Source organism: Massilibacillus massiliensis (assembly GCF_900086705.1).
Classification (GTDB): Bacteria; Bacillota; Negativicutes; order FLKF01; family FLKF01; genus Massilibacillus; species Massilibacillus massiliensis.
In genome coordinates this window covers 2606136-2626845 of sequence record NZ_LT575483.1, presented here as the reverse complement: position 1 = coordinate 2626845, position 20710 = coordinate 2606136, and the positions used below count along the sequence as shown (strand labels likewise).

22 protein-coding genes and 1 riboswitch are annotated in these 20710 nt (G+C 37.4%); of the genes, 3 read left to right on the top strand and 19 right to left on the bottom strand.

Features of this window, described 5'->3' with window-relative positions:
• Position 1: 1 nt before the first annotated feature.
• From gcvH to BN6559_RS12595, 13 genes are all read right to left on the bottom strand, one after another.
• Positions 2 to 388: a glycine cleavage system protein GcvH gene (gene gcvH / locus BN6559_RS12655; protein ID WP_110955057.1), complete on the bottom strand. Its 387-nt coding sequence runs from the start codon at positions 386 to 388 to the stop codon at positions 2 to 4.
• 2 nt (positions 389 to 390) lie between these two features.
• Positions 391 to 1494 carry a glycine cleavage system aminomethyltransferase GcvT gene (gene gcvT / locus BN6559_RS12650; RefSeq protein ID WP_110955056.1) on the bottom strand — a complete coding sequence of 368 codons (1104 nt, stop codon included), beginning with the start codon at positions 1492 to 1494 and terminating at the stop codon, positions 391 to 393.
• A gap of 162 nt (positions 1495 to 1656) precedes the next feature.
• Positions 1657 to 1744: riboswitch (glycine riboswitch) on the bottom strand.
• A gap of 145 nt (positions 1745 to 1889) precedes the next feature.
• A complete protein-coding gene (locus tag BN6559_RS12645; protein WP_110955055.1) occupies positions 1890 to 2831 on the bottom strand; it encodes a DMT family transporter in 942 nt (313 codons plus the stop codon).
• Positions 2832 to 3279: 448 nt separating this feature from the next.
• Positions 3280 to 4260 (bottom strand): ketoacyl-ACP synthase III, encoded by a 981-nt coding sequence (locus tag BN6559_RS12640; RefSeq protein ID WP_110955054.1) that lies wholly within the window; start codon positions 4258 to 4260, stop codon positions 3280 to 3282.
• 283 nt (positions 4261 to 4543) lie between these two features.
• Complete coding sequence (locus BN6559_RS12635) at positions 4544 to 5665, bottom strand: DUF362 domain-containing protein (RefSeq protein WP_110955053.1); 1122 nt, start codon at positions 5663 to 5665, stop codon at positions 4544 to 4546.
• Positions 5666 to 5872: 207 nt separating this feature from the next.
• Positions 5873 to 6220, bottom strand: coding sequence for a DUF2019 domain-containing protein (locus BN6559_RS12630; RefSeq protein WP_110955052.1), 348 nt, complete (start codon positions 6218 to 6220; stop codon positions 5873 to 5875).
• A 144-nt stretch (positions 6221 to 6364) separates the two neighbouring features.
• Positions 6365 to 6541: a DUF1737 domain-containing protein gene (locus BN6559_RS12625; RefSeq protein WP_110955051.1), complete on the bottom strand. Its 177-nt coding sequence runs from the start codon at positions 6539 to 6541 to the stop codon at positions 6365 to 6367.
• Positions 6542 to 7108: 567 nt separating this feature from the next.
• Complete coding sequence (locus BN6559_RS12615) at positions 7109 to 8407, bottom strand: hypothetical protein (RefSeq protein WP_110955050.1); 1299 nt, start codon at positions 8405 to 8407, stop codon at positions 7109 to 7111.
• 315 nt (positions 8408 to 8722) lie between these two features.
• Positions 8723 to 9169, bottom strand: a complete 447-nt coding sequence (locus BN6559_RS12610) for a hypothetical protein (RefSeq protein WP_267886732.1) — start codon at positions 9167 to 9169, stop codon at positions 8723 to 8725.
• Positions 9170 to 9419: 250 nt separating this feature from the next.
• Complete coding sequence (locus BN6559_RS12605) at positions 9420 to 9995, bottom strand: hypothetical protein (RefSeq protein ID WP_110955048.1); 576 nt, start codon at positions 9993 to 9995, stop codon at positions 9420 to 9422.
• A complete protein-coding gene (locus BN6559_RS19670; RefSeq protein WP_267886708.1) occupies positions 9988 to 10122 on the bottom strand; it encodes a hypothetical protein in 135 nt (44 codons plus the stop codon). Before BN6559_RS19670 ends, BN6559_RS12605 begins: the two co-directional genes overlap by 8 nt.
• 47 nt (positions 10123 to 10169) lie before the next feature.
• Positions 10170 to 10907, bottom strand: a complete 738-nt coding sequence (locus BN6559_RS12600) for a class I SAM-dependent methyltransferase (protein WP_110955047.1) — start codon at positions 10905 to 10907, stop codon at positions 10170 to 10172.
• 233 nt (positions 10908 to 11140) lie between these two features.
• The gene (locus BN6559_RS12595) at positions 11141 to 11527 is read right to left on the bottom strand and encodes a winged helix-turn-helix transcriptional regulator (RefSeq protein ID WP_110955046.1); all 387 of its coding nucleotides are present in this window, start codon (positions 11525 to 11527) and stop codon (positions 11141 to 11143) included.
• A gap of 159 nt (positions 11528 to 11686) precedes the next feature.
• Between BN6559_RS12595 and BN6559_RS12590 the strand changes: the two genes are divergently transcribed.
• Complete coding sequence (locus BN6559_RS12590) at positions 11687 to 12211, top strand: nitroreductase family protein (protein WP_110955045.1); 525 nt, start codon at positions 11687 to 11689, stop codon at positions 12209 to 12211.
• Between the two features lie 207 nt (positions 12212 to 12418).
• Positions 12419 to 13606: an MFS transporter gene (locus BN6559_RS12585; RefSeq protein WP_110955044.1), complete on the top strand. Its 1188-nt coding sequence runs from the start codon at positions 12419 to 12421 to the stop codon at positions 13604 to 13606.
• A gap of 179 nt (positions 13607 to 13785) precedes the next feature.
• Here the strand turns inward: BN6559_RS12585 and BN6559_RS12580 are convergent, their stop codons facing one another.
• Together BN6559_RS12580 and BN6559_RS12575 are read right to left on the bottom strand one after the other, a co-directional pair.
• Positions 13786 to 14646 carry a 4Fe-4S dicluster domain-containing protein gene (locus BN6559_RS12580; protein ID WP_110955043.1) on the bottom strand — a complete coding sequence of 287 codons (861 nt, stop codon included), beginning with the start codon at positions 14644 to 14646 and terminating at the stop codon, positions 13786 to 13788.
• A gap of 115 nt (positions 14647 to 14761) precedes the next feature.
• Entirely contained in the window at positions 14762 to 15106 is a 345-nt protein-coding gene (locus BN6559_RS12575; RefSeq protein WP_110955042.1) for an antibiotic biosynthesis monooxygenase family protein, read from the bottom strand.
• A gap of 109 nt (positions 15107 to 15215) precedes the next feature.
• On the opposite strand from BN6559_RS12575, the gene BN6559_RS12570 reads away from it, so the two are divergent.
• Positions 15216 to 15911 (top strand): ArsR/SmtB family transcription factor, encoded by a 696-nt coding sequence (locus BN6559_RS12570; protein WP_110955041.1) that lies wholly within the window; start codon positions 15216 to 15218, stop codon positions 15909 to 15911.
• 78 nt (positions 15912 to 15989) lie between these two features.
• On the opposite strand, the gene BN6559_RS12565 is transcribed toward BN6559_RS12570, so the two are convergent.
• The 4 genes from BN6559_RS12565 to BN6559_RS12550 all read right to left on the bottom strand — a co-directional run bounded on the left by BN6559_RS12565 (position 15990) and on the right by BN6559_RS12550 (position 20466).
• On the bottom strand, positions 15990 to 16616 hold the full coding sequence (locus BN6559_RS12565) for a lactate utilization protein (RefSeq protein WP_110955040.1): 627 nt from the start codon (positions 16614 to 16616) through the stop codon (positions 15990 to 15992).
• Between the two features lie 248 nt (positions 16617 to 16864).
• Complete coding sequence (locus tag BN6559_RS12560) at positions 16865 to 18055, bottom strand: serine hydrolase (protein WP_110955039.1); 1191 nt, start codon at positions 18053 to 18055, stop codon at positions 16865 to 16867.
• 225 nt (positions 18056 to 18280) lie between these two features.
• Positions 18281 to 20080, bottom strand: a complete 1800-nt coding sequence (locus BN6559_RS12555; protein WP_110955038.1) for a BlaR1 family beta-lactam sensor/signal transducer — start codon at positions 20078 to 20080, stop codon at positions 18281 to 18283.
• 11 nt (positions 20081 to 20091) lie between these two features.
• Positions 20092 to 20466 (bottom strand): BlaI/MecI/CopY family transcriptional regulator, encoded by a 375-nt coding sequence (locus BN6559_RS12550; protein ID WP_110955037.1) that lies wholly within the window; start codon positions 20464 to 20466, stop codon positions 20092 to 20094.
• Between the last annotated feature and the right edge of the window lie 244 nt (positions 20467 to 20710).

Genomic DNA, 20710 nt, shown 5'->3' with positions numbered 1-20710 from the left:
GTTAATCTTCCTCCGTCAGCAATTTTTCATAAGCTGCGCTGCTCAGTAAATTGTCTAACTCGCTTTGATCGGCAAGTTCAATTACAGCCAGCCAGCCCTTACCATACGGATCCTCGTTCATGAGCTCCGGTGCATCAGCAAGCGCATCATTTACCTCGACGATCGTACCGCTCAACGGTGCATAGATATCAGATACTGCTTTCACGGATTCTACGACGGAAAACCCCGCTCCAACAGCAATCTCCACATAAACTTCCGGAACTTCAACAAAGACGACATCGCCAAGCTGTGACTGCGCATAATCGGTAATGCCCACAATTGCGCGATTCCCCTCAATTTTTACCCATTCATGATCACAGGAATACTTTAGCTCTGCTGGAATATGCATCCTTATTTCCCCTCTCTTTTATAAAATGGTTTAGGAATCACCTGCGCAGCTACATGCTTGCCGCGAATTTCTATATCAAATTGCTGACCAACCTTAGCAAATCCAACATCTACTAAAGCAAGACCAAGATTCTTATCTATAGTTGGTGCATAGCTTCCTGTCGTAACTGTGCCAATACACCTGCCCTCAGCAATTACCGGATATCCAGCCCGCGCAATGCCTCGACCATTCATCACAACCCCAACAATCCAGCGTTTCACGCCATCTTTCTTTTGCTCCGCCAAAGCATCTCTACCGTTAAACGCACCTTTATCTAATTTCACAAACATGCCAATGCCTGCTTCCAGCGGTGAAATATCCTTGGATAATTCATGTCCATATAACGGCAGGCAAGCCTCGAAACGCAAAGTATCTCTCGCGCCTAATCCAGCCGGCAATATTCCATAAGGCTTTCCTGCGTCCATAATCGCGTCCCACAGCGCAGTGGCATCTTCACTCTGGCAGTAAATCTCGAAACCATCCTCACCTGTATACCCGGTTCTTGATACAAGCGTTTCTTTCCCCGCAATTATGACTTTTGGTAAAAACCAATAATATTCAATTCTTCCCAATGGCGTATCTGTTAATTCACTCAAAATCTTTTGCGCCATAGGCCCTTGCAATGCTAATTGTGCAGTACATGCGGATAAATTTGTTAACTCAACAGCAAAATTCGCTTTGTTTGCCAGCAGCCATTGCCAATCCTTCTCGATATTAGCGGCGTTGATAACCAATAAATATTCATCATCCGCCTGTTTGTAGATCAGTAAATCATCCACAATACCACCATCTTGATAACACATCGGTGTATAGAGTATTTTATGCAAAACAAGCCGTGCTACATCATTGGTTACTACGTTTTGCAAAAATACTAAAGCGTCCTTACCTTTTACAAGAACCTCTCCCATATGGGAAACATCAAATAGTCCCGCCTTTTCTCTAACAGCGCGATGTTCTTCTACGATCCCGCTATATTGTACGGGAAGCAGCCAACCTCCAAATTCAACGATTTTACCGCCATGTTCCAGATGAGTCTCGTATAAGGGTGTCTTTTGTAATGCTGTCATAATCCCTCTCCTCCATCTTTTATTGTTGGGTAAAAAATAAAGACAGAGACAAAGGCGGACGAATCCACCTTTGTCTCTGTCTGTTGTACCTGAGAGTTTTGCCTAAACTAGAAAGGCTCCCCATCGGTGACGCTCATCACGTGAGCGTTCTCTCCAGAGTGCAGTCCGGTTACGGTCTTTTTGCCTGAGAGTTTGACAAAGCGCTTGCTCCTTCGGCGTCGCATTTCACGATCTCTCCTGTAACCATCATTCCATCGTCTATTTAATTTTCATACTTATGCTCATATTAACAAGTTGTTCCATATATGTCAATTGAATTTTCCTATGTTTAAAGTATACAATTTTTATTTACAAATATAACGTATTTATAAAATAAATATTTTTTATTTTGACCTCTATGATTTCGAAACAGCGATATCTTTCATATTAGATTCCACGGGTCGCACTTTATTCCGCGTAGTAATTAATACCCCCGTAATCGTTATCACCATACCAATCAAATGGTAACTTGAAAATTGTTCTCCATAAAATAAGACAGCAATCCACGCCGCATTGAGCGGGGTAAAGTTAATATAAGCCGCTGCCTTCGTCGCACCAATACGCTGCACACCCCAATTAAATAATAAGAACGCAAAAACTGTACTGCATACAGCTAAATATACAATCTCTACCATCGTTTGATTTGATACATGCATGACATTGCCCCACTGATCTTCTTTTACAATAGAAATCAACAGCAACATTACAGCCCCCATCATGGTTGATACGGAAGTCATTGCACCATTTCCCATCGTACGTGAAGTTTTCTTTACAAGCAAAGTATAGATTACCCAACTTGCCACCGAACCAAATAAATATACTTCACCAGTACCAATCGACATATCCACCAAAATACTCAAGTCACCTTTGCTAATGACGAAGGAAACACCAATAAACGATATTGCCGCTCCAACTAACGTACGCCAATTCCATGCCTCTCCCATAAAAAAACTGGCAATGCATGTGGTAAACACAGGATTCACGACAATAATCAATGCCGCAGTAATCGCTGATGTATATTGCAGACCCGTAGCAAAAAAATAGTTATAGGAAAAAACACCTGTTGCCCCCAAGGCAAATAGACTGAAAAAGTTTTCTTTTATGCTAGTCCAATCAAGCTCCTTGCGCCAAGCACTCCATGCAAGCATAAGAAAACCCGCAAGCATAAATCTGAGCGCGGATGTCGTCATCGGGGCGATCTCCGATAAAACATGCTTTGTGGTACCAAATGCCCCGCCCCAAAATAAGGGCACTAGTAATAAAATGATATAGATTTTAGTAAGACTTTGTTTTTCCACGCTTATACTCCTCTTAGATAAAAATTAGATACTTTATTTTTATCACTCGTCTAATCAGTTTTTCAATTCTTACGGAAAATAAATATTATTAAACATTTAATCATACTTATTCTTTCCCTGTCAATCATTCATAAAAAAACAGCTCGGTGCCCGAGCTGTAAAAATTAACAATATTATATTATAATAATTAAGGACGCAGCGCTAACTACGTCCTTAAAACTGAATACAAGGAGGTGAACCTTATGAAGTTCCATTTGGATCTTGAGATAGATGGCATGGTACTTATTAAGGTAGTAGCACTACTTGCTTTTACCTTAAAAGTGCTAACCTAACCTCGTATTCAACCGAAACGTCCTGTTCACGCAGGGCGTTTTTGGTTTATTTAGTATATACTTATTATATTCTATTTTATTCATGATGTAAACGTAAACATACACCTATTATACTCCTACCACTCAATTACAACTCCACCATGTGTCAGACCGGCACCGAATCCGTATAGTATCATTTTATCGCCTGCTTTGATTTTTCCTTCTTCTAGTGCCATCCACATTGCAAGCGGAATAGATGCCGAGGATGTATTCCCATAAAACTCATTACTGATCAAAGTTTTTTCCAGCGGAAAATCCAGTCTATCACAAAGCGCTTTTATCATACGTAAATTGGCACTATGCGGAACAAACCACGCGATATCATCAAAGCTCAGCCCACTTTTCCCTAATACATTTTTCACACCATCAGGAATATTTTTCATCACATATTCATATAAGAGCTTTCCTTCTTGCTCAAATAACCGCGTTTTTTTAATCTCGTGGTTATTTATTTTCTCTGCTAAATTACTGCAAGTAACATTCTGTGCCTGCTTGCCATCTGAGGTAAAATAAGAAGCAAGAAAATTGCCTTTTCCATTTGTTCTTTCAAGTAATACAGCAACTGCAGCATCACCAAAAAGCACACAGGTATTGCGATCAGAATAATCCACTACTTTAGATACTACCTCAGAAGCAATCACTAGAACTTTATTACTATGACCAGCTGTAATTAATGAATCCGCTACACATAGACCATAGACAAACCCTGTGCAAGCAGCATTTAAATCCATCGTCCCGGCTTTCTTTATCCCAAAATGCCCCTGTACCAAAGAAGAAACCGTCGGCGTAAAATGATCTGGTGTAAACGTCGTTACGATCACCATATCCACATCACCGATTTCAACATTGTATTTCTCTATCAATTGCGCAACGGCTTTTATCGCTAAATCACTGGCAAATTCGTCTTTTGCTGCCAGACGTCTTTCTCTTACACCTGTCCGACGCACGATCCAATCATCACTTGTATCCACCATTTTTTCAAGATCATAATTTGTTAATCTTCGCTTTGGCAAATATGCACCTAGTCCAACTATTTTTGATTTTGACTCGTTATTCATAACTACCTCCTAAACGACAATATCACCAGTTACTAGTACCAGGTTCTAATTTTCTAACAATATTATTATAACGCAAACTACTTTTTAATTCAAATGTACTTTCAAAAATAAAATAATTTTTAATCCTATTGCTATATTTTAATATGTACAAAAAAAATCCCAACTAACCTAATAAAGTTGGGATTTTCTTTTCATAAATTCAGTTTATTTAAGAGATATAAAACAAGCTTTTTATATTACGATTCAAAATCATGCGTTTCGTACATACCATGAGTGCCTGCGTTCACCCCAAACGATGAAGCAGACGCAAAAGTATGCCTTCCTTTAATACCACTGCATTTTCTGGACATAATTCCTGACAGCAATAACAACGAATACAATTTCGATAATCAATCACAGCTTTACGATTTCGTATTTCAATGGTCTTAGGCGGGCAATGCTCCGCACAGCGTCCGCAGCCAATACATCGTTCGTTGATATGCGGCCTGGCAGTCAACTGGTTCTGTCCAAGTCTGACAACCCACCCCGGAATTCTATTCTCCAGATTTTCTACAGTACGTGGTTTTTTAAATTGGAATTGCACCTGACTCGCACTGCCTACCACATCAATCATCGACAATGAAGGAACCAAACCTTGCTGTAATGCAATGATTGAAACTGGTAATTGCTCTGCCGCAAATCCCATTTTATCTGCCATCACTAAATCAACGGCAAAACTATTATCACTCGCCAATAATATACCGCAATGGATCTTGTCTCCATTACGTGGTCCAGCACCTTCCATGCCGCTAATGCCATCGATAATAGCCAAACACGGCTTCATATATTGCTGCAAATCCACCAACAGATGCGCAAAGTCACTCATCTTTTTCATTCTAAGGTGAAACTGTGCTTTATTATGCCCAACAAACAAACCGAATAAATTTTTAACAGCACCCGTTACCACCATAAACGAATGCGTCTTCATCTTTGCTACCGATATCACCTTGTCCACATTCAAACAAGCCTTTGCCAATGCAAAATTCTTTACAATCTCCCCCTGTGGGTATTTCACTTCCACACTCTCATTAAAATCCAGCAACTCCACATTTTCTTGCTGACAAACTTCCAGTATTCCACACTTCTCCGCTACCCTTAAAGTACTCCCCAATCCCGGCGAATCTCCAACAACCGAAATTCCTCCCGCCTTTTTCACTTCCCGTATGACAGCCCGCACAACCTCCGGATGAGTAGTTATCCCGGACGCTTTATCCGCAGCTTCTAACATGTTTGGCTTTATTAAAACTCTATCGCCGGGGTCTATATATTTTTCTATACCACCCAAATGGGAGAGTAATTCTTGCATGGCTTGGTCTACGACTTTGGTGTCGTAGGCATCGGCTTTTATTACTGCTACTTTTGTCATGTGAGTAATATATCCCTCTTTTCTAAGTAATATCAATTATTAAAACAAACTGTACAATCATTCTTATTGAATAGATCATCCAAAAATAAGCAATACTCTCAAATCTAATACTTTCTCCTGCCCCCAAACAAACACCTCTTATAGATTAAACCTATATTGATCTTAATCAGGCAATTACATAATACATTTTTCAGGAATGTAAGCTATTTAATCAAACTTCAAATTTCCCTTATCCCATTCCGATAAAATCATTTCTGCATTAAAAGCAACAGTTCCTCTACCAGCGGACAGTTCTACTAAAACAGCTCTCACTTGCTCAGGCATTATCGGTATTAAGAAAAACGCTGTAGTTAATCTAACATTTGCATTTGGATGATCTAAAAATGGAATTAAACGTTCAATTCCGTATTGAGGATTGGCTTTTAAATCAAGACTAATATTGTTGATAATTCGATATTGTTTATTACCAGTCTTTGAGTCTCCTCTACGCAAAGATTCTTCCTCTTTTATACATGCTTCTATATATTCTTTTAAAATTTGATCTAGCGGTCTCATATCTGGTGACCTCCATTCAATATGCTACGAATAGATTGAAAAATTTTATCGAACTTTAAGGCAACTCTTTTTATTTTATAATTTTCCACACAGTAAACATTTCAGTTTTATTGTTAATTACAAAAGACTATACTTTTGAAGTGATTATTCTTTAATATTTTTTAATATGACTGCTTGGGCTACAATAACATTTTTTCCGTCAAAGGTACTTGCCGGTGACCCATACAATTCATAGCCATCATCCAATAGTGATGAAATTCTTTGACAAAAAGATGAATCATCTTTTCCTGTAATTAATCTATATCTAAGTTTCTTTTCCATTTCAATCGGCTCCTCTTTTAATATTACATTTAAATATTCTTATAAACGCTCAAAACTCCTGCCAAATTCATACAAAATTCAGCAGGAGTTGTCTTTTGGTCGTAAAAAGTGGGATTTTCAGTATATTATGCATTGTTAATAATTTGAACCTTTGGCTCATCAGTAGAAATAATATCAATAATCTCCCATCCACAACAAATTTCAAAGTGTCTTAAATTTCCCGGCCACTCATCTGAAGCTATGGTATCACCTTTCACATATTCTAGATAACGTGATTTAAAATACTCTCTAACTGTCTGTCCCGTAAATTCATCATAATCACTTCCAATAATGTATGTTTCCCAGCGAACATGATAGGCGATATAGGTAGGAAAAATCACTCTTATAAGAATAGAATTATCCTCTAATATGGGTCTAGAGTATCATTAATAGTAACACCATTTAAAACAAGGGGCTCTATTTCTTCACTTACTATTCCGGCCTTCAAACAAATAGTCAGTTCATTTCCATTTGTACAAGGAATATTCTTCAGAAAAAGATACTTATATTGGTTAAGCTCTTTAAATATCAACAATTCCCGCTCCTTTTCATTAAATAGTTATCCGCTATTTTCGTAAGTTTCGGTCGCAGTTTTTCATCATTAACTAGAAAGTCAATAAAGAAATCCTCTATTTGTTCACTTTGGACAGTAGCCAAATATTCAAAAACCTCCTGCCATAAATTTTTCAGTCCTTCATCCTTGGCAATTTTCATTGCCAGTTCTGTAGCCCGAATATCTTTTAAGCCAACAAGCGACTTAAAAATAAACTCTAGTTTGTCCTCCGAATCAACTTCTTCATTCAGAAGAAGTCTATAAATACGTTCGTCTGATAAATCTCCTGAAAAATCTATACAAGCCAATGTAAATGCATCGGGGTATTGTTTCCCAATATCTAATAATTCTTGTGGCCATTTAAACTGCTCCCAGCATTCCGCTTCCATAGTTAGATATTTTTCAACTTCGTTAGTTTTCAATTTATTATCTTGACCATATAATTTCTTGAAGTCTTTGTTAAATTTCGTCGGCAAATTTTTTGAATCAATCCATTGACTACCAATTGACATTTTAAAATTCTTTTCATCTTTTAAACACGAAACACCATGTACTGGCAAAATTGTTAAACAACGAAACTCTTGACCTTCCAAGGCTGCCGCCACTGCCTTATGATGCCCATCCAGCAGAGTACAAAGATAATCCCCCATATAATAAGCTAATCCTCTTAACGATTCCCCAGCTCGATACATTTCCTGATACCGATTCATTGTCGCTGCATCATAACTTTCAGGCAGTTGGCTTGGCAGAATAAATGCAGGCCTCCCTTGCGAATACATTTGTTTATAATAAATTGAGCAAGTTCCTTTATTAAAGGCTGGTTGATTGCTTTGATTCCAAAAAAATTGTCCATTTCCATCTGCCGGATACAGAGGTAAATCAACTACTACATAATATCCACTGGATAGAAGTTTTAGTATAGGTACTAAATTATCTACTGCTAGATCAATCGTTTTATAAGATTGATTCATACAACTTCTAATTTCACTAATAACCTCTTCATTTATGCTATTCAACCCATAACCAGCAGATATCAGTTTTTCACATGTGGGGCAGTTATATTCATCAATACAATGCCACTTCACTAACGGAATATCTTTTAATAACATAAAGATTTTTTGTTTGTTACTCTTTGTCATTCCATAAACCATACGTAAATGTCCAAGTCCATTAGTTACATGCAAGAGAACTGCATTATTCTTCCATGGTGAGTTCACACTATATGATTCTAACTTTGTTATCTTGGTAGTCCCTTTCCATAATCTATCAAACATAATTACTCCGTCCTTATAGACAGTCGGGAACGTTTATTTTCCGTCACCTTTCCATCAACTTTCTTGTATTAAATCTACATATTCTCATAAACGTTCAAAACTCCTGCCAAATTCATACAAAATCCAGCAGGAGTTTTACTTTATCACTTATATTCTATTTTCATTTACTCTATCAATTATATTGAATCCCCAAATACACATTATTATCTTCCCGGTTATACGTAATCTTCCCCACAATCCGCTTCAAAAGCCTATTCCGTTCCTGTACACTCTCAAAATGTCTCCAATTTTCTTTAAATATCCTAATCTTTTGTTTCAACTTTTCCAACGATGGCATAACTGTTCCTGAATAATCATCTCTAAATCTTCAACCTCCCGTTTTAAAATCTGAATCTGTTTTTCCCGTAAGTTTTTCCGTTCCAAGAACGTATTTTTATCGATACTGTCTTCTTCACGCATTTCATACAATCGTTCAATCGCCTGTTGATTCTTTTTGAATTCTTTTTCTTTAATCACTAATATTTCACAGTATTTTGTTAATTCCTTATCATGTTCCTGTAACTGCCATTGCAAATTGTCATCAATCCGTACTACTCGCTGATATAGTCCATCGAAGAAATCATCACTTAATACACAGCTCTTTTGATTGCAGTTTCCAGTCTCATGACGGTTTGTACACAATACCAACCAGCCTTTATGTCCATCTTTATAAACAACAGTTTTAATTGTCATTCTAGCTCCACATTTATCGCAATACATCATCCCGGATAATGGCAATACAGAGTAACGGCAGGGACGTTCCTTTTTTGTCACGTTGCCATCAACTTTTTGATATTAAATTTACATATTCTCATAAAGCCTTAAAACTTCTGCCAAATTCATACAGAATTCAGCAAGAGTTTACTTTTTACTGTTTATATTCTATTTAGTATCATTAATCCAAGCTATTTTTACCAATAATTCATAAAGATCAAATCAGAAGTAACATGATAAAAAAGAAGCGTCACTTTCATCACTTTCGATATAACCAAAACTTTTGGATTGTACTGTCAAGCATTTGAACTCCGATACGCAGTACTTGTTCTTGATTTAAAATGTCAAATAACTGTCTTTCCTCTAATTCTTCCAAAATATTAACGTAATACTCATATACAACTTTATTAATTGCTTCGTCACCTTCAGTGTATTGATTTATCTCAATGATATTTCCTAAACTATTTTTAAATGCAACCCTTTCTTGAGATTCACATTGTTGTTGCCAAATTGGAAAATTCATAGCAGAGTAATCAGCATATTCAAAATCAGGACAATTATTACAGAAAGTATCATAAAATTCCTGTTCATCCCAAGAAATATATTTTACTTTTAGATTTTCTATGTATTTTTCGGAATGCTTTTGAGCATCAAAATTAATTGTTAACCATCCAGCCCAAGGACATGAATATAAGCCAAACGTATAAACTTTTACGTGAGGATTATTCTGAGTAAATTTTTTAATCGAACTAGTTATTAAACCAATAATTTTTGCCTTACTTTCCTCTAAAACAATAATAAATGACCACTTCCTGTCAAAATATTTCTTACACAATCAAGACTTGGTCGCCTGGATTGATATATTTTCCTATTTTTCTTAAAGGGGCGAGTAATTCTTGCATGGCTTGGTCTACGACTTTGGTATCGTAGGTGTCAGCTTTTACGACTGCTACTTTGGTCATATAGCAATAACCACCTTTCTCAAACCTAACGCTATTCTTAGTGTCCCCTAAGTCGAAGCAATAATAATGGCTTCAAAACTCATATTCATACCGCCACTTCTCTTACTATACACAATTGAAAATCCTAGTTCCCTTAATTCAGAAAGATATTCTTCTAAAAATAGCAATTTCCCAGTCGAACATAGTGGAAGCATCACTTCTCGTTCACCTTCAGTTGTTATTATCTTTCTTGGCATAAGCTTCTCGCTGTTATAATTCTGCATAAATTCTTTTATTTTTTGAAGTTCATTCGCTTGATCTGCATCTTGAGGTTGAACATCCTCCAAGCTCAAGCCATTTTGCAAATATAAAAAAGCTCCCGGTTTGAGTACTCTTTTTACTTCTTTTAAATATGAATTACGATCTACTGGTTCACTCAACATGTGCAGACAACCTATATCCAAGGCAAAATCAAAGGATCCATCTTCAATGCCAATCGTACGTAAATCCGTTATATCGCCAACGATATACTCCACACACAGATCGGCTGGCGTAATAGTTTTATTCCTTTGTATTACTGTAGGAGAAATATCTATTCCGGTAACTTTGAAGCCGAGTTTGGCTAACGCTCTGACTTCATGTCCTTCTCCACAGCCGAATTCAATGCATTTCGCGCCTATCGGTAACTCTTTTACAAACTCTAAGAGTTCTTGAGGTGATGCATGATCATGCCAAAATATGCCGCCAGCTTCATATACTTTTTTATATCGTTCTTCATATGCTAATAGACTTTTTTGAACAGACATGTAATCCTCACTTTCATAATTTTCCTTCTCTATGCTATCGAATCAAAAAATAACGGACGACAATGTGATGACTTTTTTATCTTAGACTATCGATACTAAGTAAATACTTTTTATAGCATACTTACTTCACAACAGCTCTTTTAAGACAACACTTCCGTCAATTCAGCCAATCGAAATAGACATTAGCCAATAATTTGGCTAATGTCTTTCCATTGTCCCAAGATGAATTATTTCTACTTTGTTTCGCTCTCTTCATTATTTAAATTACTTTGATTTTGCTTCTTCTTTTGTTTCCAGCCCCATTTTGATAGTTCTAAAAGAATAGGAAATATGTCCTTTCCTGTATCTGTTAAAAAATATTCAACTCGCAACGGCATCTCATTATATTGAACACGTTGCACAAGATTATCCTTTTGCATCTCTTGCAAAGAATTTGACAACATCGTATTAGTAATCCCATATATATCCCTTTTCAGTTCGTTGAATCGCATTACCTTATTACGATTCAGCTCCCACAGAATAGGAATTTTCCATCTGCCGCCAATAAGATTCAAGGTATAACGTAAAGGACACTCTTCCAAATAATGATGCTGCAAAACCTCTTCATAGTTAATATCCATCACAAAGCTCCTTTTGGTACGAAAAGTAATACCTGATACATAAAAACTGCGTACTTGTTTAACATTGAAACACTTGATATATTAATTATACTTAGTTTTAATATTGGAGTAAAGAACTTCAATATTAAATATTACGATAAGACGAAGGAGCATTTGACAATGGAAACTTTAAAAACAATAGCAATGCGTAAATCGACACGAAGTTATAAATCAGAGCAAATTTCAGAACAGGAATTAGATACCATACTCTGTGCAGGCTGTGCCGCTCCGGTAGGAAATGGCGCATATGGAGACGTTCACTTAACAGTTATTCAAAAAATCGAATTACTGAACAACATGACAAAAATAGCGGCCAACGGTTTTGGAGATCCAGCACTGAAGCCTTTTTATGGCGCCCCGACAGTCGTTATGGTCTCCGTTAAAAAGAATAAACTCGCAAATGTTGCTTGTATTATAGAAACTATGCACCTTGCCGCCACAGACCTCGGTTTAGGCAGCGTATATTTATCGGGGTTTTTAAAACCATTTCTCGCTAATGATAAATTATTAAAGGAATTAATAGGAGAATTACAGTTACCAGAAGGTTTTTCACCTGTATCTGCTATTGCCTTAGGCTATCCGACGGAACCATTGACTGAAATAAAAGAATCAAAAAAGAAAATTACGGTCAATACAATTAGATAATCCGTTGTTATAGTAATTTCTCTGTAACAATATCGATTTGATGAAAACCATTTTAATGAAATAAAAGTTTTGAACTTAGTGAAAATCCCATCGTATCTATAAAATAAGCAATGCGCTCTTCTCTTGTAATAGCTTTTATGATTTAACCTGTTTATTTTAAAGAGAATATCAACCTTCATCATTTTAAAACAAGGAAAAGAATGCCCTATGAACAAATTACGATCAAAAACTAAGAAAATTTCAAACTGGATTACATTACTATTAGCAATTGCATGTGGAGTTATTGTCGCAAACCTCTATTATGCACAACCTTTAGTCGGTCCTATCAGTGCAGATATCCATCTACCTCTGGCGGCAGCAGGATTAATCGTAACATTGACCCAAGTTGGCTGTGTTTTGGGGCTAATATTTATTGTTCCACTTAGCGATCTCATTGAAAATCGTCGATTAGTCCTATCAGCATTAGCAGTCATTATTTGTGCATTAATTGCAGCACCCCTGGCTCACAACACGGTGTTCTTTCTTGTGGCAGTAATGTTTATTGGACTAGGTTCTGTGGCAGCTCAAATACTGGTACCCTATGCCGCTCATTTATCAACAATAGAACGGCGAGGTCAAGTCGTAGGTAACGTGATGAGTGGACTATTACTTGGAATAATGCTTGCTCGACCTATAGCCAGCTTTATTACTGATCTCTTGGGATGGCGGGCGGTTTTTACCCTCTCTGCTGCCATTACCGCAATCTTGACTGTGCTATTAGCCTTAGTTCTTCCAAAGCGAAAACCTTTACCTACTATAAAGTATGGTGAACTGATTCGTTCTTTATGGGCATTTTTTAAAACAAATGCTGTTTTACGACGACGCTCTTTATATCAAGCTTGCCTATTTGGTGCATTTAGTCTGTTTTGGACAGTGATCCCTTTATGGCTAACCAGTCATTTTCACTTGTCACAGCAAGAAATTGCCTTATTCGCCCTTGCTGGCGTGGCTGGGGCTATAGCAGCTCCGATCGCGGGAAGATTAGCCGATAAGGGCTGGACAAAAACATTGACAGGTTTGGCAATGGTAATTGCCGCTCTATCTTTTTTACTTACTCATCTATTTGATAATCATTCAACATTATCGTTAGCTATGATAGTCATTTCTGCTATTACGTTAGATATGTCGGTATCTGGCAATCTTGTTCTCGGTCAACGTGCAATTTATTCCTTAGGAAGTGAAATACGTGGGCGCGTAAATGGAGTATTCATGGCTGTTTTCTTTATTGGTGGATCAATCGGCTCGGCATTAGGCGGCTGGGCATATGCTTATGGCGGCTGGATGTTTGCATCAATTTTGGGGCTAAGTATGCCCGTTGCAGCATTATTATACTATTTCACAGAAAAAAACGATTGATATATATTTGAAGCACTTTTTTTAATTAAAATTTTATACAAAAGGCCACATCTCCTCATGAGTTGTGGCCTTTTCGCTGTTATCGGCAATATGATTCTCTCTAAATTACTACTAGGAAAAAGGTTAATTGAATGTACATGAATTGCACACCAAATCAAATCTCTATTTCATCATTGGCATTAGCATTCTGGAACATGGTGCAATATTTCTTGTAGGAACCGACTCAAACCGATTCGATTTATTACATCCCCAATTCGTTCATTTTTATAAGCTAATTGATTATAAACTTGAAGTACTGATTCAATGTAGGAAATAGCTTCCTGCTCTGGTATAACAGTAAAAATCTTATTACCCAAGATTGGTTTTCTACCGATCTTTCCGCCCACGTACAGGCTATAGCCTTGTTTATGGATACGTAAAACGTGATTAGGACAAATTTTCACACACAATCCGCAGCCAATACACTTTTCAACCGCAATACAGGGCTTGCCGTCCTGTATTAAAACTGCCTTGAGTTTACACACATTTTCACATGCTTTACAACCAATACAACCACTGTCAGCAGTTGGGATAACAACTCCATGCAACCCAATGTCATTAATTTGAGGCTTAGCACAAGAATTAGGACAACCGCTTAAAGCAATTTTAGTTTTTGACGGCTGATTCCGCCCTACCATTAAAGCATCCAATTGAGCAGCTAGATTTACAGTGTTGCAAATCCCTTTTTTACAGAGCTTTATCCCAGGACAAGCAATAACGGTTAATATTCGCGGTCCACGGACTGCAAGCAATAAACCCAACTCATTTATCTCTTGAAAAATGCTGTCTAGATTTTTTTCCGGTATCCAATGAAGTTCTACTGATTGTCGAGTGGTAATATGCACTTGACCATTACCGTATCTATCGGATAAATCTGCTAGGTTGTGTAATTGAGCACTAGTTAAGCTACCTGCAATGGTTCGAACCCGTATTGCAAATCGTCCATCTTCTTGCTGTTTGATATAGCCATGCTGCTCTATTAAGTCTTGCTTATCATTCATATCTACGATACCTCCATCATATCCCACTTTTTCATTTAAGCGTATTGTATCATGGTAATACTTCGATTAAGATCGAAATATTAATGCAACTGAAATATGATGATAAATCCTAATCTCATAGAAATTGCCTATTGGAATCTTCCGGCGCGTCTGACCGTTCGATATTGCTATAGCTGCGAAGTTGCGATGCAACAGTAATGGTGTAGCTTTTAAATATTGCATCATGTCCCTGTCGCTGACTCATACGATGTTCTATTTGATTGCGCCATTTACTTACCGCTTCCTCACTTTCCCAAACAGATAAGCTAAGAAGTTTTCCTTCATTTACAAGGCTGGAGAAACGCTCTGCTCGTATAAAGCCTTCACTTTTTACGAGCTCATTTTTAAGATTAGCGGCTAAGGCGAGATAATCATCCATATGATTCTTTTTTATTGTAACTTCAAATAAAACTAATATCATAACGTACACCTGCTTATATATATTTAAATAATATTTTATCTATCATCATTGTAACATAGCAATAATTCGGCTAGAATCGAAGTATGAATGTTACAAGGAGCTATTAAATATGATGATAAATCCTAATCTCGTGGAAATTGCCTCTCTCATCGGTGACCCTTCACGTCTTACAATGCTTCTAAATTTGCTCGGCGGAAAAGCCTTACCTGCAGGCGAACTAGCCCGTTCCGCTCGGATATCTCCTCAAACGGCTAGCACGCATCTCGCTAAAATGATAAAAGGCGGACTCCTCGTTCAAGAGTCTTTCGGCCGCCATAAATATTTTCGTCTTGCAACTACCGAAGTGGCAACTGCACTTGAATCTCTTCTTGCAATTTCTCCTTCCAAGCCCATTCGCTCTCTGCGAGAATCGAATCAAGTACAAGCTTTACAGCTCGCAAGAACCTGCTATGATCATCTGGCAGGTAAGCTAGGGGTAAACTTAACAGATAAACTACTTAAAGACGGATTTCTGGAGCAAGCAGATAAAGATTTCCTATTAACTGAAGCAGGTAAAACCAAATTTAAAACCTTCGGAATAGATGTTGAAAAAGAACGAAAAAATCGTCGTTGCTTTGCTCGCCAATGTTTAGATTGGAGTGAACGCCGATATCATTTAGCTGGTAGCTTAGGTGCATCACTGACGCAACGTATGTTTGAGCTTAAATGGATAGAATATTTATCTGATGGACGCGCTATCCGTGTAACCATGGTTGGGGAAAAAGGCCTATTCGATGAATTTGGTTTAATTTTAAATGTAGAATAGAAGGCATATTCCCTAATTACTCTACTTTTTTAAATATTTATATACCTACCACAAACCGTCACTTCTTCTTTTAATCAATCACAAACCCAGTTCCTCATTGATAAGAATTATATTTATTCTCCCCTTGGGATAGGATTTCTCTGTTATTGACCAATTGTTACATATCCTTGTCATGGAGGAACAATTCATGCAACTGCCTGTTTTTATACATGGAGTCTTTAACTCTGGATGACGCGCCGCATTTTTCGGTGCTGCACACTCCCGAATCCTTTTAAATGCAGCTTGGATATCAGGAACGATTTTATTTATCCCTATAGTTAAAATAACTTTTCTGGGTCCGAAAATAATCCCGCCAATGCGGTTACCGATCATATCCAAATTTACAAGAACGCCATCGAGGGTTACCGCATTCGTTCCTGTCAAAAACAAGTCCGAAGAAAGAGCTTCCTTTCTTCGCCCAATCTGTTCCTTGAATGATTCTTCATGGTTAAACGTATCAATAAATTTAAAGTCACTGCATGCTTTACAATATGCAATAATTCCTGTACTTCTAAGGGTCTCTGAATCTCCATAAGAAACAGTTTCAGGCTGAAATTTCTCTATGAGGTTTTTTATGATATTACCAGCTTCTACAACGTTACCTGCGATTTCACAGTTAAAATTGTTTTTAGAAAGTGATTTCTGACAATCTTCTAAAAGTGACATGATGACACCCTCCTTGAATCCTGACTTCACGATCTTCTTTCAAAAAGATATTTTTTTATTGTTTCTTGATGTATAGCCAAAAACCTTCTAAACTTATAGGAAAATAACCTTGGTCAATAAGTTTGACCAAGGTTATTTTCCTATTGCTTCCGACCTATGCTCACTAAGATCTAATATCTTTAGCTTACTTATCGTATTTCGAAAAGACCTTATTGAACATGCCAATTTTCAGAGAAATTTTATACGAACTATTCTCTGATCCCAATGATATTTCTACCGGCAGTCACGACAGCGCCATTGGAAATATATTTATTCAATAAAATAACTACGCCAAGCTCTTTTTCAGGTACAACGGCAATATAGCTTCTAAATCCTCCGGTACCGCCGGTTTTATCCAACAAAACATTGGCTTTATAGATCTGCTGCGCTTTAGGCAGCCAATGAACAGTCCGTGGCCCTAAGTCGAGATTTTCCGGTTCATGTTTTATGTTCTCGTCTTGCAGAGAGTGCACCTGCCAAGCTAAACCTTGCTGCATATTGCCGTTATCGACACGCGGTGTTTGCGCATTGTGCATCGCTTTTTTGATATTGTCCGGCGTATTCGGTAAACCGATGGCCGCTGCCAAAAATTTAGACATATCGTTGATGGTTGCTTTAAGACTATAGGCACTAAAAAAAGGATCACGGTCATAACGAACGTGCGGAACTGCTTTTCCTTCAGTCGAATAACCCTGCGCATAATTCTCCTGATATGTTTCTACACCTTCTATCCCCAATGGCGTCATATCTAGCGGTCGCAGTATATTTTCTTTCATTAATTCATTTATAGACTTATGGGTTTGATTTTCTAAGGCCATCGCTGCTAAGCCAATACCTACATTAGAGTATTGCCATTGACTGCCAATATTTTTTTCAGGCTGCCATGTGGACAAATGGGCAGCTATTTGGGGCTTATCGGTAATTGTTTCGGACAAATTCAAGGGAAAACCAGCCGTATGCGTAAGTAAATGCGTTAAGGTAATTTGTGCTGTTGCCGAATTGTGCTTCTTAAATTTCGGACAATAGTCAGTTAGTGGATCAGATAACTTTATACTCTTGTTATCCTCAGCCTCTGCACAAAGCAAAGCAGTAAATAACTTCGTAATGGAACCGACCTCAAAAATGGTATTCTCAGTAACAGGCCTGCCATTCGCTTGATCCATGCTGCCAAACAGATATGTATAAGTTTGATCACCATCAATGACCGCAATAGCGGCTCCGGGGATATTGTATTGTTGCATTAATTGTATGGCTACTGCCTTTACTGTTGCCTGATAAGATTCTTGTTTGGAAATTTGCTCAAAGTCTGTCCTTGTCTCCAATCCAGCTGCATCCAAACTGGTCATACATCCAAAATTAGTGAAAATAACGGTCATTAGTACCAGGAATATTTTTTTCATCTTAAAATTCCTTTCTATTATTGATTAAACTTTATTCAGTATAGCCGAAACAAATTCTTGTATCACCTCTTCTTTCACTCAATCGATTACACATGTAGTCTATAGTTAAATATTACATTTGTAATCTAAATGTGTCAATATAAATAATCTTTTTATAAGTACCTTATATTGACGATAAAAAAGCGCCGGGATAAGTATCCCGTACGCTACCTTTACATTTATATTTCAAATAATTTTTTTCTCTTTAAGAACATCTAATGTTATTGTTTTAGCATTTGCTCCGTCAGCCCGTTCTTGACCTTGAATATTTGTCGCGAAAATATAAACCCTGCCATTACGCTCCACGTACCCGACAAACCAGCCATTACGAGTATCTCCATTTACATTCCCAGTACCTGTTTTACCGTATAGAATTACATCGTCCTGCGCTGATATTTTAATGAGCTTTTTGACAATATCTATGTTCCTCCTAGAAAATGGCAAGTCATACGCATATAATTTTTTGAGTAAATCAACCTGCTCTAAAGGAGAAATCTTTAGCGAAGATTCAATCCAAAAATCGCGCATACCACCAGAAATATCATAGTTACCATAGTCTGCTTGTTGTAAATAGTTTTCAACTCTGTCTTCTCCTACCATGGCGTCAACTTTTTGAAAATACCAATTAACTGAATAAGCCATGGCAGAGGCAAGATTATGATCCTTATTCCAAGGTTCAATCGGGTAAACAGTTTTATCCCAGCTTAGTTCAGCATTCTCATCTGCCAGTACGCCTGTCTCCAAACCTATTAAAGCGCTCATAATCTTATAGGTTGAATCCGGTGATACGCGCTTTTGACTGTTGGTTTCATTGTATATCTGATAATGATTTTTTTCCACATCAAATAATACGAAAGATCCTTCGAAGCCTTTAAAATGAGCACTCAGATCTTCATAAATAATATCATGATTTGGTTTTGATGATTTTTCTACCTGTATAACTCCGGATGCCCCCGTTGCATTTGTCAATAAGAAACATCCCATCAGCAAAAGAAGGATGCTTTCCCCTATCCGCTTGCCTACGGTCCTCTTTTCATACATGGCAATCCTTTTTATTCTTTCCTTTAAATGGACTTTTCCACTTGCAAATCCAGTGATCGATCCATAAGAAGACCTTACATTCATCTCAAAAAAAGAAATAATGGCAGCACCATAACTTTTATATTCTTTCGGGTTCAGAACAGAAAGTACATACGCATCACAGGCTAATTCGCGATCTTGCCTCATTTTGTAAAAAGCATACCAGATGATTGGATTAAACCAATGCATAATTTGAAACAAAGCTATCATCCAATTCATGTACAAGTCTCTGCGCCGAAGATGCGCTAACTCATGCAACAAAATGAACCTTACTTCTGCCTGGCTTAACCTGCCTATACTTCCTGTCGGGAATATGATATACGATCTAGCTGCACCCGCAACGATCGGACTCCGGATCAACGGTGATTCAACTAACACGGGAACAGCCTTAGTATTTATCGTCTGTTTGCACTCCTCAAGTAAATGAAGGACTTCACGATCTGCTACTTTCAAACTGTTTTTTATGATCCATTTCTGCTTTCTGGTCAAATGGAACGTGTAAGCAGTTAGGCTCACTACGCCCATTAACCAGGCTAAAAATAGAACCTTGTCCCCAGATAGGAAAGGCCTGTTTACCGAAATAAAATAATCATCAACTTCTCCCATTTGGGATATGTGCGACCGCTTATTTAACTTCTGGATCGCCTTTTCATTCGTTTGGCCTTCAAAATAATTGCCAGTAAAATTTTGAAAGGTCACCTGATTAAAAATATTAAATACACTGATAGGACTCTCGGGTGCAAAAGGAAGAAACAATTTTACGATCAATAAAAACCATAGTAAGTAATGCCCGTTAGCATCCATTTTATGTTTAAAAATTGCACGGACGAGAAGAATGATTCCCGTCAATAAACTCCCCATAAGCGAAGAGTAGAGCAGCCAGAAAATAAAGGAATGCAAGATCATAAGAGCCCTCCTTATTTTTGTTTTTGATCAAGGATACGCTTTAGTTCCTCTATTTCTGTAGCCGACAGTTCTTTTTCTTCGAGGAAGTTGGCAAACATCACATTTAGCGAACCAGAGAATACCCTTTCTAAAAAAGACTGGCTTTCCGCTTTTACACAATCACTTTCCGTAACAAGCGGATAATAAATGTAGGTCCGGCCATCCTTATCAAATGCAATAGCTTCTTTCTTCACTAGTCGTCCAAGTAAAGTTTTAATCGTCTTGGGCTTCCAGGATGTAGCCCCATCAAATTTATCAATCACTTCATTGGCAGTAAGTTTCCCATGTTTCCAAAATACTTTCATAACTTGCCATTCTGAATCCGATATCTGTGGTAACTTATTCATAACATTCACCTTCTATGATTACAATTGTAATATTATAATTACTATACCCCGCCAGCTCCCTGATTGTCAAAGCTATTTGAACATAAAAAAATATGCGCCCTTCTAATCAACAAGTTTTTATTCTTTCACTTGTTTACCTAGAAGGGAGCATATCACGAAGCCCAACCCAACACTTTTATTAGTTTTATATCCTAATCGTCCTTATTCGTCTATTAAATACATACAATAAAATTTATTTCATCTA